The following is a 19,488-nucleotide window of genomic DNA, read 5'->3' on the forward strand; positions in this document are numbered from 1 at the left end:
GGGTCAGTCCCCAGCCATCATCTCGCTCACCATCGGGATCACCCTGCTGCCGTAGAGCTCGATGCTTCGCATCAGCTTGTCATGGGGCAGGGGACCCGCGGAATATTTGAGCTGGAAGCGCGAGATGCCGAGCGCCTTCGCGGTCGCGGCGATCTTGCGCGCGACCGTCTCGGGCGAGCCGACATAGAGCGAGCCGTGATCGGCCTCGTGCACGAACTCGTCGCGGCCCATTGGCGGCCAGCCGCGCTCCCTGCCGATGCGATCGCGCATGGTCTTGTAGTCCGCCCACAGCTCCTCGCGCGCCTGCGCGTCGGTCTCGGCGACGTAGCCAGGCGAATGCACTCCGATCGGCTTCACCGCGCGGTCGAATTCCTTGTAGGCGCGGTGATAGAGATCGACGTAGGGCGAAAAGCGCTTGGGATCGCCGCCGATGATCGCGAGCATCAAGGGCAGATCGTAATGCGCGGCGCGCACCACCGATTCCGGGCTGCCCCCGACGCCGATCCAGGTCTTGAGTTGGCCGTGCTCGACCGGCGGATAGACGAGCTGGTTCTTCAGCGGCGGTCGCAGCTTGCCTTCCCAGGTCACCGGCTTCTGGGACAGAAGTGCGGTGAACAGGTCGAGCTTTTCCTCGAACAACTCCTCGTAACGGCGCAGGTCGAAGCCGAACAGCGGGAAGGATTCCGTGAACGAGCCGCGCCCGAGGATCACCTCGGCGCGACCGTTCGAAAGCGCGTCCAGCGTCGCAAAGCGCTGGAACACGCGGATGGGGTCGTCCGAGGAGAGCACCGTCACGGCGGATCCGAGATGGATGCGCTTGGTGCGGGCCGCGATCGCCGCGAGCGCGACTTCCGGCGATGAGATCACGAAATCGGCGCGGTGATGCTCGCCGAGGCCGATGAAGTCGATGCCGAGCTCGTCCGCCAGCACCGCCTCCTCGACGACGTTGCGGATCACCTGCGCGTGCGGCAGCGGCGTGCCGCTTGCGTCCTTGGTGACGTCGCCAAAAGTATCCAGTCCGAATTCGAGCGGTGCAGTCATTGATCAGGTCTCTGTGGGGAGAAGCCGGTCATCTAGTCGCCGGCCGCGCTATCACAAGACTGCTTTCCGGAAATGCACGGTTTCCGATTCTTCATCGTGCCGACGCCCGGTTCGCTCAATCTGTCTTCGCGAACATCCCGACCAGGGTCTCACGCAGCCATCGCTGCGCGGGCACGGTTTCGTTGCGCTGGTGCCGAAGCGCTCGCATCAAGGCACGAATTTTTCCATCATGGCCTCGGGGGCGCGCGCCTGGAGAACGCGGCGCTTCAACTGCTTCAACTCCTTGATTTCGGCGACGATGGCGTCGACTGCCCTCTTCTGCTGCTGGCGCAGGGTGCGCTGGTCCTTGACGGGAAGGGGCCTCTTGCCCTTCGTCGTCTGGATCACTTCGCGTGCGAGCTTCCGCAGCGCGTCGAGCTCCGCCTTGATCGCGTTCCTTCCTGCTGTCGTCATCTCCATGCTCCCTTGGAATTCGTGCGGCTTCGTGCGCGTGTCCCGCACTAGCGCCACATGCCCCGCATCCTGGCTCCGATATCGATCTTCGGCCCCTGCGCCGCGGTCCGTGCCGTACCGGCTTCTGCCTTCGGCCAGGTCGTCCGCTCGAACAGCGGCACCAGTGCTTCCGGAATGAAGCGGGTGCGCGAGGCATAGACATGCCGGTCGCCCGAGGCAGCCTGACCGTGGGTGAAAAAACGCTGCGGCACGATCAAATGCAAGTCGTCCTTGGCACGGGTCATCGCGACGTAAAGCAGGCGGCGCTCCTCCTCGAGCTCAGCGCTCGTGCCGGCGCCGAGGTCGGACGGCATGCAGCCGTCGACGACGTTGAGCAGGAACACCGACTTCCACTCCTGGCCCTTGGCGGAGTGGATGGTGGAGAGGATCAGATAGTCCTCGTCGAGCAGGGGAACGCCGGCCTGGTCGGACGTCGCATCCGGCGGATCGAGCGTGAGCTCGGTGAGGAATTTTTCGCGCGAGACATAGCCGCTCGCGATCTGCTCGAGCTGCACGAGATCGGCGCGGCGCGTCTCGGCATCCTCGTGGATGCGATCGAGATGTGGCTCGTACCAGAGGCGCGCGCGCTCGAGATCGGCCGGCCATTCGGAATAACTGAGGTTCTCGACCGTGCGGATGAAGGCGGTCCAGTCGTCGCCGGTGCGCGGCGGCGCGGGAAGCTTGCAGAGCGCGGCAAGCGGCGAGGGGCTCTCCGCCATGTAGTCGAGCACGCGCTGCGCGGTTGCAGGTCCCACACCGGGCAACAGATGCAGGATGCGAAAGCCCGCGACGCGGTCGCGCGGGTTCTCGATGAAGCGCAGCAGCGCCAGCATGTCCTTGACGTGCGCGGCGTCGAGGAACTTCAGCCCGCCGAACTTGACGAAGGGGATGTTGCGGCGGGTCAACTCGATTTCCAGCGGGCCCGAGTGCGAGGAAGTGCGGAACAGCACCGCCTGATGCTTGAGCCGCGAGCCCTGTTCGCGATTGGCCAGGACCTGCTCGACGATGTAGCGCGCCTGCTCGGCCTCGTCGCGCGCGGCGACGAGCTGCGGCTTGTGCGAAGAGGTGCGGTCGGTCCAGAGATTCTTGGTGAAGCGCTCACGGGCAAGGCCGATCACGCCATTGGCGGCCGCCAGCACTGCTTGCGTCGAGCGGTAGTTGCGGTCCAGCGTAATGATCTCGGCCCGCGGCGAAAAACTTTGCGGGAACTCGAGGATGTTGCGTACGGTGGCGGCGCGGAAGGAATAGATCGACTGCGCATCGTCGCCGACCACGGTGAGGCCGCGGCCTTCCGGCTTCAGCGCCAGAAGGATCGTGGATTGCAGGCGGTTGGTGTCCTGGTATTCGTCGACCAGCACGTGATCGAAGCGGCCGCCGATCTCCTCGGCGATCAGCGCGTCGCTCATCATCTGCGCCCAGTAGAGCAGGAGGTCATCATAGTCGAGCACGTGCTGCGTCTGCTTGGCCTCGACATAGGCCGCAAACAGCCGCTTCAGTTCGGAAGCCCAGCCCGCGCACCACGGATAATGCTGGCCGAGCACCTTCTCGATCTCCATCTCGGCATTGACGCAGCGCGAATAGATTGACAGGCAGGTGCCCTTCGCGGGAAAGCGGCTTTCGGTCCGCGACAATCCGCAGTCGTGCCGGACCAGATTCATCAGATCGGCAGAATCCTCGCGGTCGTGGATGGTGAAGGCGGGATCGACGCCGATCCGCTCGGCATACTCGCGCAGGAGCCGCGCGCCGATGCCGTGGAAGGTGCCGGCCCAGCTCAAGGCGTCGCGCATGATCGCGGCGTTGTTCTCGCCCAGCACTTTTCTGGCGATACGCTCCACGCGGGCCGCCATCTCGGCGGCGGCGCGGCGCGAAAACGTCATCAGCAGGATCCGGCGCGGGTCGGTGCCCGCGACGATCAGATGCGCGACCCGGTGGGCGAGCGTGTTGGTCTTGCCGGAGCCGGCTCCGGCAATGACGAGGAGGGGGCCGCCGACGGTGCTGCCATCAGCCACGCCATGCTCGACGGCGCGGCGCTGCTCGGCATTCAGCGTGTCCAGATATGTCGCAGCCGCCACGAATCGCCCCGGTGAAAGCCGCAGATTCCGCGATCCCGCGGCGATCTGCAATGCGGCTGGACGGGGCGCGCTTTAGGATTTAGGGGACAGGTCGGGACCAAAGTTCCAGTCCCGAGAGGGGTGCGCAGATGACCGACGTCACGATCGGCGTGGTGGCTGGTGTTCGGCGGCTGGCGCCATGAATTCGGTACGGCGCTGTTTCCGCTCGTCGTATTCCTGCCGGGCACGGCGGTGGCGGCGGTCGTGCCGCAATACGCTACCTATGTCTGGTTTCTCGCTTTCGGGGCACTTCTGATCCGCCGCCTCGCCGGCGCGCCGACAGTCAGCGGCGCATAGAGGCGGCCTGCTCGCTCAACTCTCCGCCCCTGTCGCACCAAACCCATCGGCCGGCACGAAAAGCTTGATCGGACGGATCTCGTAGACGGCACTCGGATTGGCCTCGCGCAGATTCCGCGCGGCGGCGATGGCGCCGGCTTCATCGGGGAAATCCATGATGTAGAAACCGAGCAGCTGCTCCTTGGTTTCGGCAAAGGGCCCGTCCAGAACCACGCCCGCGCCGGGGCCGCGCAGCGTGCGCGCCTTCCTGGTCTCGTCGAGCCGTGCCGCCGGCCCGAAATGTCCTTTGGCTTTCAATGGGTCTTGGACCTCGCGAAGCTTCGCCATGACGGCGGCATCCTCCTCATTCGTCCAGGACATGACCTCGCTTTCCACGTGATAGGCCAGGATGGCGTAGAGCATCGTCACCTCACTTGTTTGCATCTTTGCCGGTTCTAGGACGTATGACGGCCGATGAATACGACAATCGCCGATCAGGAAATATTGCGTGATCGCGCGGGCAACGAAATCGTCCTGAAGCCCGATTGTCCGGCCTGGCATGTTCACCGTGCTCGCTGGCAACTATTCCTGCCAGGCGGCGCTCGCCTAGGTCGTCGGCATGCCAGTCGCGGTGCACGAGCGGTATCGCGCGCTTCAAGTGTCCTCAGCGGTCAGGACTCGCTCAGGACCTGCTTGACGAGCTGCTCGCGCAATCTGGCGAGCTCGCCGCTTGCAGTCATCTCCTCGATCACCGTTCCGACCTTCGGCACGAGGTCGCGGTGGCGCTCGTGCAGATAGTGGTAGATGTCGATCCGCTCGAGCGGTGGCGAAAGCGGATGGACCCGCGCCTGGAGGTTCAGCTTGCGCACCGCGACGAGGCCGCTGAACAGGTCGGTGACGATCAGGTCGAAGCGGTCGGCGTCCAGCATCCGGATCAAGCTCTCCAGGTTCGTGGTCGCAGTGACGCGGCCAAATCCACGCGTGCCGTTCTCCGAGGAGCCGACTCCACGCACGATGCCGACGCTGTAGTCCTTGATCGAATCCCAGCCGGCGACGTCAAAACGAAACTTGGTCGCGAACACCGCTGGCTCGATGTAGTTGATCGCGGGCGTGACGCGGACCAGCGTCGGATAGTCATTGGAGAGCGTTCCGATGCGCTGAATCTCGCCATCGATCTCGCCTGCGCTCGAGAGCGCGAGCGCCCGTTTGCCGGGCACGTCCTCGAATTCGAGCTTGATGTTCAGCCGCGCATAGACCACGCGCAGCATCTCGCCGCCGACATACTGGTCGGGGATGTTGGCGATCCGCGCCAGCCGGATGACGGACTGGGCCTGCGACGGGTGGGCGAACAGCAGCAGCAGCGCGCCGACAAGACCTATCCGCCACATGACGCGTCTCCCGCTCACCTCTGCTACCACTGGATTCAGGAATCGGTACGATCTACCGCGGATGGTGATTGTGCCCCCGCGAATCACGGCGGCCATCGGCCGACCGGAACGCGACTCCGCACTTTCACTGATGTCATTTTAGCACGCACGGTGCTAATTTGTGCGGGCCTCCTGCGGCTGGGCGTAAAAATTGACCCCCACAGACGATGAATCGTCCAGGAAATGGCAGGGAGGCTGCGCGAGCGGGTCTGGTCTTCCAGGGGAGGCTGAACTGTCGAACTGCGGAAGGCCACCGCGGGTCGACGCAGGATTTGCCGCCATCTCGGGGGAGTGGTGCATGGGAAACGCAGGTAAGCACGATCCCAATCGCTGCCGCGCGATAGCGCCGGCGGCTGCGAATGAGGATCTGCCGCGAATCGGGGTGCCGATCGGTGCTCCGCTGCCGCGCGTCTTCTCCTGGTTTCGCAGCGGCATCGGTCTGCGCCTGCTCGCCGCCGTGCTCCTGTTCTCCTCGATCGTGACGCTGACGCTGACTACGCTTCAGCTCTATCTGGACTACGACCGCGAGGTCGGTCTCATCGAGACGCGACTCAACGAGATCGGCCGCAGCTATCTCGGCAGCCTCGGCGAGAGCCTGTGGAGTCTCGACAGGAACCAGCTCGAGCTGCAGCTCAACGGCATTCTTCGGCTGCCCGACATTCAGGCCGTCGAGATTCGCGAATTCGCCGATCGTCCAGAGCCGATGCGCGTTGCGGTCGGCGACAGCGGCGGCCGCTCGGTGGTGGCGCGCGACTATCCCATCGACTACGTCACGCAAGGCGAGAAGCACAGGATCGGCACGCTGCATGTCGAGGCGACGCTGACCGATGTCTACAAGCAATTGGTGAACCGAGCCCTGATCATCCTGGCAAGCCAGGCGGCCAAGACGTTTCTCGTCTCCCTCTTCATCATCTACATGTTCCATCTGCTGGTGACCAGGCACCTCGTCGCCATCGCCGAGTTCGTGAGCAAATACACGCTGATGCGGCCGCAGCCGCCGTTGCACCTGGAGCGCGGACCGTCGCACGAGATCGACGAGCTCGACAAGGTGATCGACGCATTCAACGCCATGAGCTCGAACCTGCAGCGAGCGTATGGCGATCTGCGGCTCGCCAATTCCAATCTCGAGCGCGATCTCCAGGTCCGGCGCCATGCCGAGGCCGATGCGCGGCGCAGCGAGCAGCGTTTCCGCGATTATGCGGAAACGGCGTCCGACTGGTTCTGGGAGACTGGGCCGGATCACGTATTCACCTACATTTCGGATCGCGCGGGCGCCTTCGGGGTGCAGCCCGATCGCGCAATCGGCAGGCGGCGTCCTGATGGTGCAGTCGATCTGGAGACCGAGCCGCAGAAATGGCGCGACCACATGGCGGCACTGGAGCGCCATGAGCCGTTCCGCAAGTTCGAGTATCGCGGCCGCGATGCCGCCGGACGTATCAGACACTTCAGCGTCAACGGCCGGCCGGTGTTCGACGCTGACGGCCGCTTCCTGGGCTATCGCGGCTCGACCACCGACCTCACCGACCAGCACGAGACCGAGGAGCGGCTGCGGCAATCGCAGAAGATGGACGCGATCGGCCAGCTCACCGGCGGCGTCGCGCATGATTTCAACAACGTGCTGACGGTCATCACTGGAACCATCGAGATCCTTCAGGAGGGCCTCAGCGACAAGCCGCAGCTTGCCGCTATCGCGCAGCTGATCGACGACGCGGCGACGCGCGGCGCCGAGATCACCAATCAGCTCCTGACCTTCGCGCGGCGCCAGCCGCTCGACCCGCGGGAGATCGACGTCAACGGCCTCGTGGTCGAGACCGCGCGTCTGCTCAAGCCGATCCTCGGCGAGCACATCGAGATCGACGCCGAGCTCGCCGACGATGCGTGGTTCGCGATGGCCGATCCGTCACAGCTTTCCTCGGCGATCGTCAATCTCGCCGTCAACGCGCGTGACGCCATGCCGGGCGGCGGCAAGCTCACGCTTCAGACCGCCAATCGCGTGCTCGACGGCGCGGGCGAGTCCGGCGATCGCGAGATGGAGCCGGGCGAGTTCGTGATGATCGCAGTGGCCGATACCGGCCATGGCATCCCCGCCGACATCCGCGACCGCGTGTTCGAGCCGTTCTTCACCACCAAGGGCGTCGGCCGCGGCACTGGGCTCGGGCTCAGCATGGTCTACGGCTTCGCCAAGCAGACCGGCGGCACGGTCGTGATCGAGAGCGAGGAAGGTCGCGGCACGGTTGTGAGACTATTCCTGCCGCGCTCGATCGGCCGGACGGCGAGCCAGGCCGGACCCGTGGTCGCGCCCAGCCTGGCGCGCGGGCACGAGACGATTCTGGTTGTCGAGGACGACCCGCTGGTGCAGGGCTATGTGATCGCCCAGCTCGGCAGTCTCGGCTATCGGACGCTGGTTGCCGGCGATGGTGCGGCCGCGCTCGCGCTCGTGGGGCAGGACGTCAAGTTCGATCTCTTGTTCACCGACATCATCATGCCCGGCGGCATGAACGGACGCGATTTGGCCGAGGCGATCCGCGAGCGCCGTCCGAATGTGAGGGTGCTCTACACCTCGGGCTATACCGACGACGCCATCGTGCATGAGGGTCATCTCGATCCCGGCGTGGCGCTGTTGAGAAAACCGTACCGGAAGTCGGAGCTGTCGCAAAAGGTCCGCGACGTGCTGACCGGCAACCTGCCGTAGTGATCGTGCGGGTAGCGCAAAAGACCAGGATGTGCGCAAGAAAGACAAAGGCGCGGCGGGAAAGACCCCGTCGCGCCCGATCTGTTGTCTCGCTGGTCCAGGGCTGAGAGCGCCCCGTTGCCAGGCTTCACGTCAAAGCCTAGCGGGCGATCCCAGCGAGGTGACAGCGCTTGAGATAAGACACTGGATCACCTCCTTTCGTTGGTTTCGGGAGATTCAATATAGGTCGAGATCGCGCGGCTGTTAAGGGGCGGAATTTTTGCCACCGTTCTGGAATAAATCTCCGCCTCTGATGATCTCGTCGCGCGTGGTCAGTCGTGGCCGTCGTCCACTGCGGCGAGAGCCGCGCCATCCGTTTCGGCAAATCCGGCCTGCAAGACCTCCTCGCGCTTGTGGCGCAGGTGAGCGCGCAGGATGTGGGAGAGGCCAGTGCCGTCGCGCCGCTGCAAGGCATTGAGGATCGCTTCGTGCTCCCTGACGGCGAGGGCCCAGCGCAGCGGCGTCATCGGCGTGACGTAGCGGGCGCGGCGAATGCGCGCCGTCACTGAATTGTAGAGGCTTGCGAGCACGGGATTGCCGGCGGCGGTGACGATCGCTTCGTGGATGGCGCGATTGCAGCGGTAATACTGGATTAGATCGCCGTCGCGATAGTGCTGCGCCATCGCGGTTTGCGCGGCGGCAATCTCCTCGATCTCGTCCTCCGTAATGCGCTCGCAGGCGAGTTCGCCGGCAAGCGCCTCGAGGCCCTGGCAGACCTCGAAGAGGTCGCGCATGTCCTTGTCGGTCAGCTTGGCCGCGCGCGAGCCGCGATGGGGCAGCAATTGCACGAGGCCTTCGGCGGCGAGCACCTTGAGCGCCTCGCGCAGCGGCGTGCGCGAGATCTGGAGCCGCTCGCACAGCTCGCGCTCGGGAATCCGTGCGCCCGGCGGGATTTCGCCGTCGAGCAGGATGGCGCGGATGCGGCTGACGACGTCCTCATGAAGCATGGGACAAGGCTCGATTTTGCATGCAAAAATGAGTTTATAGCCCCAAGCATGGAAGTTCCAGCTTGAAAATCCAAAATTTTGCATTCAAAAATGCAAAAAACAGAGGGGACGTGAGGAAATGGACCGACAGGTCGCGGAGGCGGAAGACCTCGTTTTCGATCGTGAGGACGGCATCGGGCGGATCACTTTCAACCGCCCGCAGGCGCGCAATGCCTTCACCTTCGCCATGTATGAGCGGCTCGCCGCCATTTGCGAACAGGCCAGCAGCGATCATTCCCTCAAGGTTCTGGTGCTGCGCGGTGCGGGCGACAAGGCCTTCGCCTCGGGCACGGACATCAATCAGTTCCGTGAATTCAGGACACCGCAGGACGCGCTCGACTACGAGAACCGGATCGATCGCGTGCTCACCACGCTCGAGCAATGCCGGGTACCGACGATCGCGGCGATCAACGGCTTCTGCACCGGCGGAGGGGCGGGGATCGCCGCGGCCTGCGATCTGCGCATCGGCACGACGAGCGCGCGTATCGGATTTCCCATCGCGCGGACGCTCGGCAATTGCCTGTCGATGTCGAATGTCAGCCGTCTCACCGCGCTCATTGGGGCCGCGCGCGTCAAGGATCTGATCTTCACCGCGCGCCTCGTTGACGCCGCCGAGGCCGCAAGCGTCGGCCTGCTCAGCGAGGTCGTTGAGGACGTTGCGGCACTCGACAAGCGTGTCGACGAGGTCGCCCGCCTCGTCGCCAGCCACGCGCCGCTGACGCTGAATGCGACCAAGCAGGCGGTGGCCCGCCTGCAAAGGCGGCTGACGCGGGAGGAGGGCGAAGACCTCATTCTGACGTGCTACACGAGCCAGGATTTTCGCGAAGGGCTCGATGCTTTCCTCAACAAGCGCGCCCCGCAATGGCGCGGCCAATAGGACGAGCCGATGAAGAAGGACCAATCGCACGCCACCGCTCGCCCCACGGGACCGCTTGCCGGCCTCAGGGTCATCGATCTCACCCATGTCATGGCCGGGCCGACCTGCACCTTGATGCTCGCCGACATGGGCGCCGACGTCATCAAGATCGAGAAATGGCCGAACGGCGATGACACCCGCCATTCGGTACCGCCGAAGATCGGCGAGGAGGCCGCCTCCTTCCTGATGATGAACCGCAACAAGCGCGGCATCGTGCTGGATCTGAAGACTGCCGGCGGCAAGGAGGTGCTGCGACGGCTGATCGCAAGCGCGGACGTGCTGGTCGAGAATTTCGCGCCGGGCGCGATGGAGCGCCTCGGCTTCGGCTACGAGGAATTGCACAGGGAGTTTCCATCGCTGATCTATTGCTCGCTGTCGGGCTTTGGCCGCACCGGCCCTTACAAGCACCGTCGTGGCTTCGATCTCGTCGCGCAGGCGATGAGCGGCATCATGAGTTTTACGGGCGAGCGTCCCGACGGTCCGCCGGTGAAATGCGGCCCGCCGCTGTCCGATATCACCGCCGGCCTGCTCGCGAGCATGGGCATCCTTGCGGCGTACGCGCATCGCCTGAAGACCGGCGAAGGGCAGTGGGTCGAGACCTCGCTCTATGAAGCAGCCCTGGTGCAGACCTATTGGCAATCGACGATCGCGCTGGCCGCGGGTACGTCGCCGCGCGCGATGGGCTCGGCGCATCCGCTCAACGCGCCCTATCAGGCCTTTGAAGCTTCGGACGGCTGGCTCGTGGTTGGCGGCGCCAACAAGAAGCATTGGCTGTTGATGCTGGAGGCGCTCGGCGCGAGCGAACTCGCCGCCGATCCGCGCTTCATCACCGGCGCCGATCGCATGGCGCATCTGAAGGAGCTCGAGGCGGTCTTGAGCGAGCGTTTCCGCACCAGGACGCGGGCGCATTGGCTCGCGGCGCTGGATGAGAAGGGCGTGCCGTGCGGACCCGTGCACGACATGCTGGAGGCCTTGAGCGATCCGCAGACGCTGGCGCGCGAGATGGTCGTCGAGGTCGAGCATTCGACGCTCGGTCCCGTGAAGACCATCGGGCTGCCCGTCAAATTCTCCGAGACGCCCGGCGGGGTTCGTTCCGGCGCCCCCGTCTATGGCGAGCATACGCGCGAGGTGCTGCTGGAATACGGCTTCGATGAAGCGCAGATCGAAGCGCTCGAAAAGCAGGGCGCAATTGTTTCGGCGTCCACGCAGCGCGAGGAACGAGTCGCCTGACCGGGCGTCGATACGACGGACAAGAACAACAGACAAAAAACAAAAATCAGCTGGAGGACTTCATGCGTAGCACGTCAACACTTCTGCTTTCCGCAGCCGCGGTCGTCCTCGCCGGCACGATGCCGGCGTTTGCGGCTTGGCAACCGCAGAAGCCGATCGAGTTCGTCGCCACGGCCGGGCCGGGTGGCGGCACCGACAATCTGGCGCGCGCGGTGCAGAACATCATCACCAAATACAAGTTGACGGAGCAGCCGATCGTCGTCGTCAACAAGGGCGGCGGCAGCGGCGCCGAAGGCTATGTCTATGGCAAGGCCTCCGCAGGCGATCCCTACAAGGTCATCTTCGGCACGTCGAACGCCTGGCAACAGCCGCTCGTCTCCAAGGTTGCCTTCAACTACACCGATCTCACGCCGATCGCGGCCATGGCGCAGGACGAGTTCTTGCTCTGGGTCAAACAGGATGCGCCCTACAAGACGGCGGGCGACTATCTGAAGGCGGCGGCATCGAACGAATTCAAGATGGGGGGCGCGCAGTCGAAGGACACCGACGAGGTGTTGACCCGCATGATCGAGAAGGCCGGTCATGTCAAACTGACTTATATCCCCTTCAAGAGCGGCGCCGAGGCCGCTGTGCAGCTCGCCGGCGGGCACATCGATTCCCACGTCAACAATCCCAGCGAAAGCCTCGGGCAATGGCGCGGCGGAACGCAGCGCCCGCTCTGCGCCTTCAGCCCGAAGCGGCTGCCGCAGGGCCCGAAGATCACAGCGACCGAAGGCTGGAGCGACGTTCCGACCTGCGTCGAGCAGGGCCTCGACATCAAGCAGTATGAGCAGCCGCGCACGGTCTGGCTGCCCGGCAAGGTCACGCCGGACCAGGCCGCGTTCTATGTCGACCTCATGAAGAAGGTGCAGGCGACGGCGGAATGGAAGGATTACATCGAGAAGACCTCCCAGGTCGACACCTTCCTGACCGGCGCGGACTTCGACAGGTTCATCAGGGAGGATCTGGAACACCTCAAGCAGGTTGCGAGCGAGCAGGGCTGGCTCATCAAGTGAGGCATCGAAGCATGATGCGTCTCGCGCCGAAGAGAAGACATCGATGATATCGCGCCGGGCTCTCGAAGTGTCGACCGCTATCCTCACCGGCAGCTTTGGCGTCGCGGTGGTCGTCTCCAGCCTCGACAACGGCATCGGATGGTCGAGCGCGGGCGTGGACGCCGGCACGTTCCCGTTCCTGACCGGAATCATCATCGTCCTCGGCAGCCTCTACAATCTCGCGCGTGGCGCGCTGCCGGGCGTGACGCTCGCGAGCGTTCCCGTCGCGATCACACCGACCGAGCTGCGCCGGCTCGCAAGCCTGTTCGTGCCGGCCGCGATTTTCGTTGCGGTGATCCCGCTGCTCGGGATGTATCTCGCCTCGGCTGCTTATATCTTCGCGGTGCTCGCGATCCCCAGACATCAGTCCGCGCCGCGTGCGCTCGCCATGGCGGCGACGACATCGCTGGCGCTCTACGCGGTGTTCGAGCGCATGTTCCAGGTGACGCTGCCGCACGGCGCGCTCGCCACGGCGTTCGGGTTCTGACGGAGAGGACGATGGACAATCTCGGGGAACTCCTGCACGGCTTCACCATCGCGGTCACGGTGCCGCATCTGGTGCTGATGGTGATCGGCGTGCTGCTCGGCATTCTCGTCGGCGTGCTGCCGGGGCTCGGCGCGCCGAACGGCGTGTCGCTGCTCTTGCCGCTGACCTTCGGCATGCAACCGGTATCCGCCATCATCCTGCTTTCAAGCATGTATTGGGGCGCGCTGTTCGGCGGCTCCGTCACCTCGATCCTGTTCAACATCCCCGGGGAGCCGTCGTCGGTCGCAACCACCTTCGACGGTTATCCGATGGCGCGCGACGGCCGGCCCACGACGGCGCTCGCCACCGCCTTCGGCTCGGCCGCGTTCGGTGCGCTGGTCGGCGTCATCCTGATCACCTTTCTCGCCTCATGGGTGGCGCAGGTCGCGCTCGCCTTCGGGCCGCCGGAATATTTCGCGGTCTATTTCCTCGCCTTTGCGAGCTTCGTCGGCATGGGCGGTGCGGCGCCGATCAAGACCGTCGTGGCGCTGGCGATCGGCTTTGCGATCGCCGCGATCGGCATCGATACCGTCTCGGGCAGCGTGCGCCTCACCATGGGTGTCGACGAACTCGTCAAGGGCGTGAGCTTCGTGGTTGCGGTGATGGGCCTGTTCGGCATCGGCGAGCTCCTGGTCGCGGTCGAAGAGGAGGTTCATGCCCGCGCAGTCTCTTCCAAGATCGATTGGGGCGAGGTGTTTCGCGCGGTGGCGCGGCTGCCGCGGCATGGTATTGCGCTGCTGCGCAGTGCTGCGATCGGATGCTGGATGGGAATCACGCCGGGCGGTCCGACCGCGGCGTCCTTCATGAGCTACGGCATCGCCCGGCGCTTCTCGCGCCGTGGCCGTCACTTCGGTACCGGCGAGGTCGAAGGCATCATCTCGCCGGAGACCGCCGATCACGCCGCCGGCACCAGCGCACTGTTGCCGATGCTCTCGCTCGGCATTCCCGGCTCGGCCACCGCGGCCGTGATGATGGGCGGCCTGATGATCTGGGGGCTCAATCCCGGCCCGATGCTGTTCGTCGACCAGAAGGATTTCGTCTGGGGCCTGATCGCCTCGATGTATGTCGGCAACATCGTCGCCGTCGCGCTGGTACTGTTCACCGTGCCGGTGTTCGCCGCCCTGATGCGGATTCCCTTCGTCGTGATCGCGCCGCTGATCGTGATCATCTGCGTCGTCGGCGCCTACTCGGTATCGAACTCCTATCTCGACGTGGTCATGATGCTCGGCTTCGGCATCGTCGGCTATCTCTTCAAGAAGCTGTTCTATCCCTTGGCTCCGCTGGTGCTCGCGATCGTCATCGGCGACAAGGCGGAGGACGCGTTCCGGCAGTCGATGCTGATGTCCAAGGGATCGCTCGGAATCTTCTTTGCCAACCGGCTGGTCACGTGCCTGGTGGTGGCCGGCATCGCGCTGTTGCTGCTTCCGCTTGTGCTGCAGCTCACGCGGCGCAAGCCCACGTCATCAGCCGCCGAGACGACAAGCCAGGAGAAGGTGATCATATGACCGCAAAGCCGCTCATTGCTCTCGCAATGGGAGACCCCGCCGGCATCAGCCCGGAGCTGACCGCCAAGCTCGTTGCGCTCGACGACATCCGCGCCCGTGCCCGGCTCGTCGTGATCGGCGACCGCCGCATTTTCGACGAAGGCGCGCGCGTCGCCGGCGTTGCTCCAGAGCTGACGACGGTGCAGCAGGGGACTGACCTTCGCGCTGCGGGGGCCGACGCGCTGTTTGTCGATCTCGGCCATCTCGATCCCGCGGAGGTTGAACGCGGCGTTGCGGGCCTTGCCGGCGGCACCTTCGCGCTGGCGAACTACCGCCACGCGCTCGAGCTTGGTCGCGACGGCCGCGTCGATGCCGTTTGCTTCACCCCGTTCAACAAGCAGGCGATGCGGCTTGCGCGCGCCGACTACGACGACGAGATCGCGTTCTCCGCCGAGGTCGCCGGGCTCAAGTCCGCGGCCAGCGAGTTCAACGTGCTGGGCGAGCTCTGGAATGCGCGGGTCACTTCGCATATCCCACTGAAGGACGTCGCCGCGCGATTGTCCTGCGAGCGCATCCATCGTGCGCTGAAGCTGACCGACAGCTGCATGCGCAACGCCGGCTTTGCGCGGCCGCGCATTGCGGTCGCCGGTCTCAATCCGCACGCCGGCGACGGCGGCAATTTCGGACGCGAGGAGATCGACATCATCGCGCCCGCGGTCGAAGCCGGCCAGCGCGATGGGCTCGCCGCCGAAGGGCCGTTCCCGGCCGACACCGTGTTTCTGCGCGCGAAGAACGGCGCCTTCGATGCGGTGCTGACGATGTATCACGACCAGGGGCAGATCGCGATGAAGCTGATGGGCTTCGATCGCGGCGTGACCCTGCTCGGCGGCTTTCCGTTTCCGATCTGCACGCCCGCGCACGGCACTGCCTACGACATCGCAGGCCAGGGGATCGCGTCCACTGGCGCCAGCCGCGCCGCGCTTCTGCTCGCCGCGGGGATGGCCGGCCGTCGCGGCAGCGCGGAGGAGGTGCGGGCCGCTGCATCCTGATACGGGCGGCGCGGGACGGGACAGGACCTGTTCGCAACGCCCAAAAGGCGGGGTCTGGACGGTTGAGGCGCCCCGCGCGCCGTGTTAGGTGATCCCCGACGCGGGTGTAGCTCAATGGTAGAGCAGCAGCCTTCCAAGCTGAATACGAGGGTTCGATTCCCTTCACCCGCTCCAATGATTTCAATAACTTAGCGGACCAAAGGCGCTTCATTCTGGCAGCGCGCGCGGTCTCGTTTTAACGATTTTTCGCTTTGCTTTGGCTTGCCGTGTGCGAGGCTGTCCGAAGACAGGGAACTGGGCCGCTGCGATTCGGATTCATTCGCTCATGATGCGAGGGAAGCCATGGCCGAGCACATCATCGTCACCGACGACGGCGCCACCCGCACCATCACGATGCGGCGTCCCGAGAAGAAGAACACGCTCACGCAGGACATGTACCTGGCGATGAGCGACGCCATCAACGCCGCACAATCCAATCCCGCGATCCGCTGTCTGATCCTGACTGGCCGTTCGGGTGTCTTCACGGCCGGCAACGACATCGGCGACTTCCTGAAAGCCGCGACCGAAGCCGACGATGGCGCGCGGCCGCGCAATTCCGTGATTTTTCTTCAGGCGCTGGTCAACAACAACAAGCCGATCATTGCCGCGGTCGACGGCATCGCGATCGGCATCGGCATGACGATGGTGGTTCACTGCGACTACGTGATCGCGAGCACGACGACGACCTTCTCCTCGCCCTATATCCACTACGGCCTGGTGCCCGATGGCGCCACCAGCCTGCTCGTGCCGCACATGGTCGGGCATCAGCGCGCGTTTGCGATGCTGGTCATGGGCCGCGAGATGAGCGTGGAGGACGCGAGGGAGGCTGGTCTCGTCAACCAGATCGTGGCGCCCGGGCACGCCTTGGTCGAGGCCCAGAAGGTGGCACGGGAAATCTGTGCACTGCCGGCCGACGCCGTCGCAATTTCGCGCAAGCTCCTGAAGCCTCCGACGGACGAGATCGAGCGGCGGATCGGACAGGAGAACCATTTTTTTGCGGAGCGCATGCGCACGCCCGAAGCGCTCGCGGCATTCCAGAACTTCTTTGCGCGCAAGACGAGATAGATCATCGGCACCGCCCTCCTGAAATGGAGCCGAAACGGAACCACATCGTCGGCAGTTCATTGCAATCGCGTGACGCCGACGGTGGAGGACGATGAGGCACGACAGGTCGGAGATCGCCGAGATTCGCGATGCCGTTCACCTCTGCATCGATATGCAGAAGATCTTCGCTCCCGGCGGGCTTTGGGCGACGCCCTGGATGGAAAGGGTTTTACCTGCGATCGCCGGGATCGCTTCGCGCTACAGGGCGCGAACGGTCTTTTCACGCTTCATCACGCCTGAGAATCCGGAAGATCGTCCCGGACATTGGCAGCACTATTTTCGCCGCTGGAGAGAGGCGACGCGCGCCCGGATGCCGCCGTCCGGCCTCGATCTGGTGCCGGCTCTGGCCCGGCTCGTTCCTCCGGCGCACGTGATCGACAAGCCGGCCTATTCGGCATTCAGCAACCCCCGCTTGGCAGGCCTGCTGGTCGAAAAGCGGGTCGGTACGGTGGTCGTCACGGGCGCGGAAACCGACGTTTGCGTCTTGTCGAGCGTCCTGAGCGCGGTGGACCTTGGCTTCAGGGTCGTCATCGTGGAGGACGCTTTGTGCAGTTCCTCGGACGTCGGCCACGATGCGCTCATGACGATGTACCGCAATCGCTTCCACGGTCAGGTGGATCTGGTGACGGCCGAGGAACTGGCGAGATTTTGGCGTGAATAGTTGAAATCGTGGCGCCGCATCGCCGCAACTCCTGCGGCGCGGCCTTAGCTGGCTCACATCTGCGGACATAAGTCGAAGCGGTCGATTCACATACCCTAATGCGCAAGACATCCCTTCCCATCACACTGGTGCGGCTGGAAAAGGGGGCTGCCATGGCTATGGATCGCGTGGAACAGGCCTTTGTCGCGACGGCCATCACGGGTTTTCTCGTGATGACGGGCGCGATTGTCTGGATGATACTGAGCTGAGAGGGCGGGAGGTCGTCTTGCGCGTCGCGCTACCTTATTTCGCCGCGGCGCTGTGCCTTGCGGTGACCGCTTGGCTGGCCTTCGCTCATCTGCTCTAACTGTTGCTCTAACTGTCAACTTGCTGTGAGCGCGCCGGCCCGGCGTTACGTCCGGACGGCTGACCTTCGCTGTGCGGAAGTGCGGGGCGTCCCAGCTCATGGCGCAGGCGCAGGGCACTCACTGTTGCGCAGCAGCGCGAGCGCGTTGCGAACCAGCTCGCATGACGTCGCCAGCAGCTTCGTGTCGAGCGCGTGGTTGGGTGCGTGGATCATCCAATGTCTCTTCATCTCGTGACGATCGGCGGCGCAAGAGACCACGCGCTGTTGCGTGTCAGATCCGCGGATCGGCGATCAGTGCAGCCAGCTTCCGGGCCATCGCCGCAAGATCGATCGGCTTCTCCAGGAGCAGCACGTCCTGGAATTCGGAACTGATGGAGATCTTGTCGTAGCCCGTGGTGAACACGAATGGCACTTGGCGTGTCCTCAGCTCACGGGCGATGGGGAATATCATCTCGGCACGGATGTTCACGTCCAGCACGGCGGCATCCAGAATGCCGCCGTCGTGCAAAATCTTGACTGCATCCTCGATGTGACCCACCGGTCCCGCGACATCGGCACCGAGCGCACGAAGCGTCTTGCCGATGTCATCGGCGAGAAAATACTCGTCCTCGACCACGAGGATGCGGCGGCCCGCCAGCGGCGCGGGTTGACGAGACAACGTGGACGATGCGGACATGGCGCCTCCAGCGCTCCTCCAAGCCTATAGGAACATAAGCCGGGGAGCCTGCTGGGGCGCGGTCCGCGAGAAAACATGGTGCGGCCGGCGATCGATGCGCTGTTCCGTTCGGCAGCGCTGCACCACGGTCCGCGCGTGATCGGCGTTCTCCTGAGCGGCCTGTTGTCCGATGGCGCGGCCGGCCTCAATGCGATCAAGCGCTGCGGCGGGACGACCGTGGTGCAGGATCCGTCCGACGCCATCGCCGACGAAATGCCAAGGCGCGCTCTCGAGGCGACTACCATCGATCTCTGCGTGCCCGGCGCGACCATGGGGGACGTGCTGTCCGATCTCGTCAGGGAACCTCCGGGGGCGACGTTGCCAATCCCGCCGGAAATCAAGCTCGAGGTCGAGATTGCGGCCGGTGACCGGATCGGGAGCGACAGCCTCGTCGCGCTGGCCGATCCCGTCGCGCTGACCTGCCCTGGTTGTGGTGGCGTCCTGTCCGAGGTCAAAGGATCACGCCCGATGCGTTTCCGCTGCCAGGTCGGACATGCCTACACCGCCGATACCCTCGCCAAGGAGCAGGAGGGGCGCGTCGACGAAGCCTTGCGGGTTGCGCTGCGCATCATCGAGGAACGCGCGGAGCTGGTGCAGCGCATGGCTCGCGACGGCAGGCGCAACGGCCGGCCTGCGGTCGCCGAAATGTACGAGACGCGGGCTGCCGAATATCGCGAATATGCCGATATGATCCGGCGCGTCGTGCTACAATCACTTGCTCCTCCGGTCCGCAAACGGGAGGCTTGAACCGCGATGGCCCTCTCCCTCGCCGAACGTACCGAGCAGCTCAACGCCGAGCAGCGCCTTCTCGTCAAGGCCGATCGGGATATCGAGGAAGGCTGGCTGCGGCTCCGCAACCAGGAGGACCTGGTACGTGAACTCAGGACCGACGGCCACGATACGCGACAGGCGGAACGGCTGGTCGAGCTCCTCCAGCAGACCCTGGTCGAGTGGGAGCGCCACCGTACCCTGATCGAGCAGCGCGTCATCTATCTCAGGGAGCAGGTGGATCCGGCGTCGCCAGGGGGACGCTGACCCGCGGTTTTCTGAATTCCGCGCACACACGACTCTGCGGCGTCAGCGGTCGCTCTCGTCGAGCGGCCGGCGGGTGGTAGCGGTGGCGCCCTCGGCCCGCTTGATCAAGGCCGTCAGTTCTTCGGATATTTGCATCGTGAGTTCCAGCGCCATAGGGCGAGTATGCCCCCTTGGAGCCCGACAACGCTTGCGCTGCGGGATTGAACGGCGCAGACGACATTTCTG

19 protein-coding genes, 1 tRNA gene and 1 pseudogene are annotated in these 19,488 nt (G+C 64.7%); 14 read left to right on the top strand and 7 right to left on the bottom strand.

Features of this window, described 5'->3' with window-relative positions:
- Positions 1 to 3: 3 nt before the first annotated feature.
- The 3 genes from QA640_RS18240 to QA640_RS18250 form a co-directional block, all read right to left on the bottom strand.
- Positions 4 to 1,041, bottom strand: a complete 1,038-nt coding sequence (locus QA640_RS18240; protein ID WP_283041958.1) for an LLM class flavin-dependent oxidoreductase — start codon at positions 1,039 to 1,041, stop codon at positions 4 to 6.
- Between the two features lie 207 nt (positions 1,042 to 1,248).
- On the bottom strand, positions 1,249 to 1,494 hold the full coding sequence (locus QA640_RS18245; protein WP_283041959.1) for a hypothetical protein: 246 nt from the start codon (positions 1,492 to 1,494) through the stop codon (positions 1,249 to 1,251).
- Positions 1,495 to 1,541: 47 nt separating this feature from the next.
- The gene (locus tag QA640_RS18250) at positions 1,542 to 3,605 is read right to left on the bottom strand and encodes an ATP-dependent helicase (protein WP_283041960.1); all 2,064 of its coding nucleotides are present in this window, start codon (positions 3,603 to 3,605) and stop codon (positions 1,542 to 1,544) included.
- A gap of 159 nt (positions 3,606 to 3,764) precedes the next feature.
- Between QA640_RS18250 and QA640_RS18255 the strand changes: the two genes are divergently transcribed.
- Positions 3,765 to 3,941, top strand: a complete 177-nt coding sequence (locus QA640_RS18255) for a hypothetical protein (RefSeq protein WP_283041961.1) — start codon at positions 3,765 to 3,767, stop codon at positions 3,939 to 3,941.
- A gap of 15 nt (positions 3,942 to 3,956) precedes the next feature.
- Here the strand turns inward: QA640_RS18255 and QA640_RS18260 are convergent, their stop codons facing one another.
- Both QA640_RS18260 and QA640_RS18265 read right to left on the bottom strand, forming a co-directional pair.
- Positions 3,957 to 4,343: a YciI family protein gene (locus tag QA640_RS18260; protein WP_283042819.1), complete on the bottom strand. Its 387-nt coding sequence runs from the start codon at positions 4,341 to 4,343 to the stop codon at positions 3,957 to 3,959.
- Positions 4,344 to 4,591: 248 nt separating this feature from the next.
- Entirely contained in the window at positions 4,592 to 5,308 is a 717-nt protein-coding gene (locus tag QA640_RS18265; protein WP_283041962.1) for a transporter substrate-binding domain-containing protein, read from the bottom strand.
- A gap of 337 nt (positions 5,309 to 5,645) precedes the next feature.
- On the opposite strand from QA640_RS18265, the gene QA640_RS18270 reads away from it, so the two are divergent.
- On the top strand, positions 5,646 to 8,039 hold the full coding sequence (locus tag QA640_RS18270; protein WP_283041963.1) for an ATP-binding protein: 2,394 nt from the start codon (positions 5,646 to 5,648) through the stop codon (positions 8,037 to 8,039).
- 311 nt (positions 8,040 to 8,350) lie between these two features.
- Here the strand turns inward: QA640_RS18270 and QA640_RS18275 are convergent, their stop codons facing one another.
- A complete protein-coding gene (locus tag QA640_RS18275) occupies positions 8,351 to 9,025 on the bottom strand; it encodes a GntR family transcriptional regulator (RefSeq protein WP_283041964.1) in 675 nt (224 codons plus the stop codon).
- Positions 9,026 to 9,143: 118 nt separating this feature from the next.
- Here QA640_RS18275 and QA640_RS18280 point away from each other — a divergent pair, with 118 nt between their 5' ends.
- The 10 genes from QA640_RS18280 (at position 9,144) to QA640_RS18325 (ending at position 17,415) form a co-directional block, all read left to right on the top strand.
- Positions 9,144 to 9,941: an enoyl-CoA hydratase/isomerase family protein gene (locus QA640_RS18280; protein ID WP_283041965.1), complete on the top strand. Its 798-nt coding sequence runs from the start codon at positions 9,144 to 9,146 to the stop codon at positions 9,939 to 9,941.
- Positions 9,942 to 9,950: 9 nt separating this feature from the next.
- Positions 9,951 to 11,210: a CoA transferase gene (locus tag QA640_RS18285; protein ID WP_283041966.1), complete on the top strand. Its 1,260-nt coding sequence runs from the start codon at positions 9,951 to 9,953 to the stop codon at positions 11,208 to 11,210.
- Between the two features lie 62 nt (positions 11,211 to 11,272).
- Positions 11,273 to 12,265 carry a tripartite tricarboxylate transporter substrate-binding protein gene (locus QA640_RS18290; RefSeq protein ID WP_283041967.1) on the top strand — a complete coding sequence of 331 codons (993 nt, stop codon included), beginning with the start codon at positions 11,273 to 11,275 and terminating at the stop codon, positions 12,263 to 12,265.
- A gap of 43 nt (positions 12,266 to 12,308) precedes the next feature.
- The gene (locus QA640_RS18295) at positions 12,309 to 12,791 is read left to right on the top strand and encodes a tripartite tricarboxylate transporter TctB family protein (protein WP_283041968.1); all 483 of its coding nucleotides are present in this window, start codon (positions 12,309 to 12,311) and stop codon (positions 12,789 to 12,791) included.
- Between the two features lie 11 nt (positions 12,792 to 12,802).
- Positions 12,803 to 14,335 carry a tripartite tricarboxylate transporter permease gene (locus QA640_RS18300; protein WP_283041969.1) on the top strand — a complete coding sequence of 511 codons (1,533 nt, stop codon included), beginning with the start codon at positions 12,803 to 12,805 and terminating at the stop codon, positions 14,333 to 14,335.
- Positions 14,332 to 15,363, top strand: coding sequence for a 4-hydroxythreonine-4-phosphate dehydrogenase PdxA (locus QA640_RS18305; protein ID WP_283041970.1), 1,032 nt, complete (start codon positions 14,332 to 14,334; stop codon positions 15,361 to 15,363). Before QA640_RS18300 ends, QA640_RS18305 begins: the two co-directional genes overlap by 4 nt.
- 100 nt (positions 15,364 to 15,463) lie before the next feature.
- Positions 15,464 to 15,537: transfer RNA gene (locus QA640_RS18310), tRNA-Gly, on the top strand.
- Positions 15,538 to 15,705: 168 nt separating this feature from the next.
- Entirely contained in the window at positions 15,706 to 16,467 is a 762-nt protein-coding gene (locus QA640_RS18315; RefSeq protein ID WP_283041971.1) for an enoyl-CoA hydratase-related protein, read from the top strand.
- 91 nt (positions 16,468 to 16,558) lie between these two features.
- Complete coding sequence (locus QA640_RS18320) at positions 16,559 to 17,167, top strand: cysteine hydrolase (protein WP_283041972.1); 609 nt, start codon at positions 16,559 to 16,561, stop codon at positions 17,165 to 17,167.
- Positions 17,168 to 17,265: 98 nt separating this feature from the next.
- Complete coding sequence (locus QA640_RS18325; RefSeq protein ID WP_283041973.1) at positions 17,266 to 17,415, top strand: hypothetical protein; 150 nt, start codon at positions 17,266 to 17,268, stop codon at positions 17,413 to 17,415.
- Positions 17,416 to 17,784: 369 nt separating this feature from the next.
- Here QA640_RS18325 and QA640_RS18330 read toward each other — a convergent pair whose 3' ends face one another.
- Positions 17,785 to 18,189 (bottom strand): response regulator, encoded by a 405-nt coding sequence (locus QA640_RS18330; protein WP_283041975.1) that lies wholly within the window; start codon positions 18,187 to 18,189, stop codon positions 17,785 to 17,787.
- A 51-nt stretch (positions 18,190 to 18,240) separates the two neighbouring features.
- Between QA640_RS18330 and QA640_RS18335 the strand changes: the two are divergent.
- Together QA640_RS18335 and QA640_RS18340 are read left to right on the top strand one after the other, a co-directional pair.
- Positions 18,241 to 18,975: pseudogene (locus QA640_RS18335) on the top strand (chemotaxis protein CheB); the annotation flags it as partial.
- A 6-nt stretch (positions 18,976 to 18,981) separates the two neighbouring features.
- Positions 18,982 to 19,263, top strand: a complete 282-nt coding sequence (locus tag QA640_RS18340) for a hypothetical protein (RefSeq protein WP_283041976.1) — start codon at positions 18,982 to 18,984, stop codon at positions 19,261 to 19,263.
- Positions 19,264 to 19,488: the final 225 nt, after the last annotated feature.

It is taken from the genome of Bradyrhizobium sp. CB82, assembly GCF_029714405.1.
In the GTDB taxonomy this organism is placed as follows: Bacteria; Pseudomonadota; Alphaproteobacteria; order Rhizobiales; family Xanthobacteraceae; genus Bradyrhizobium.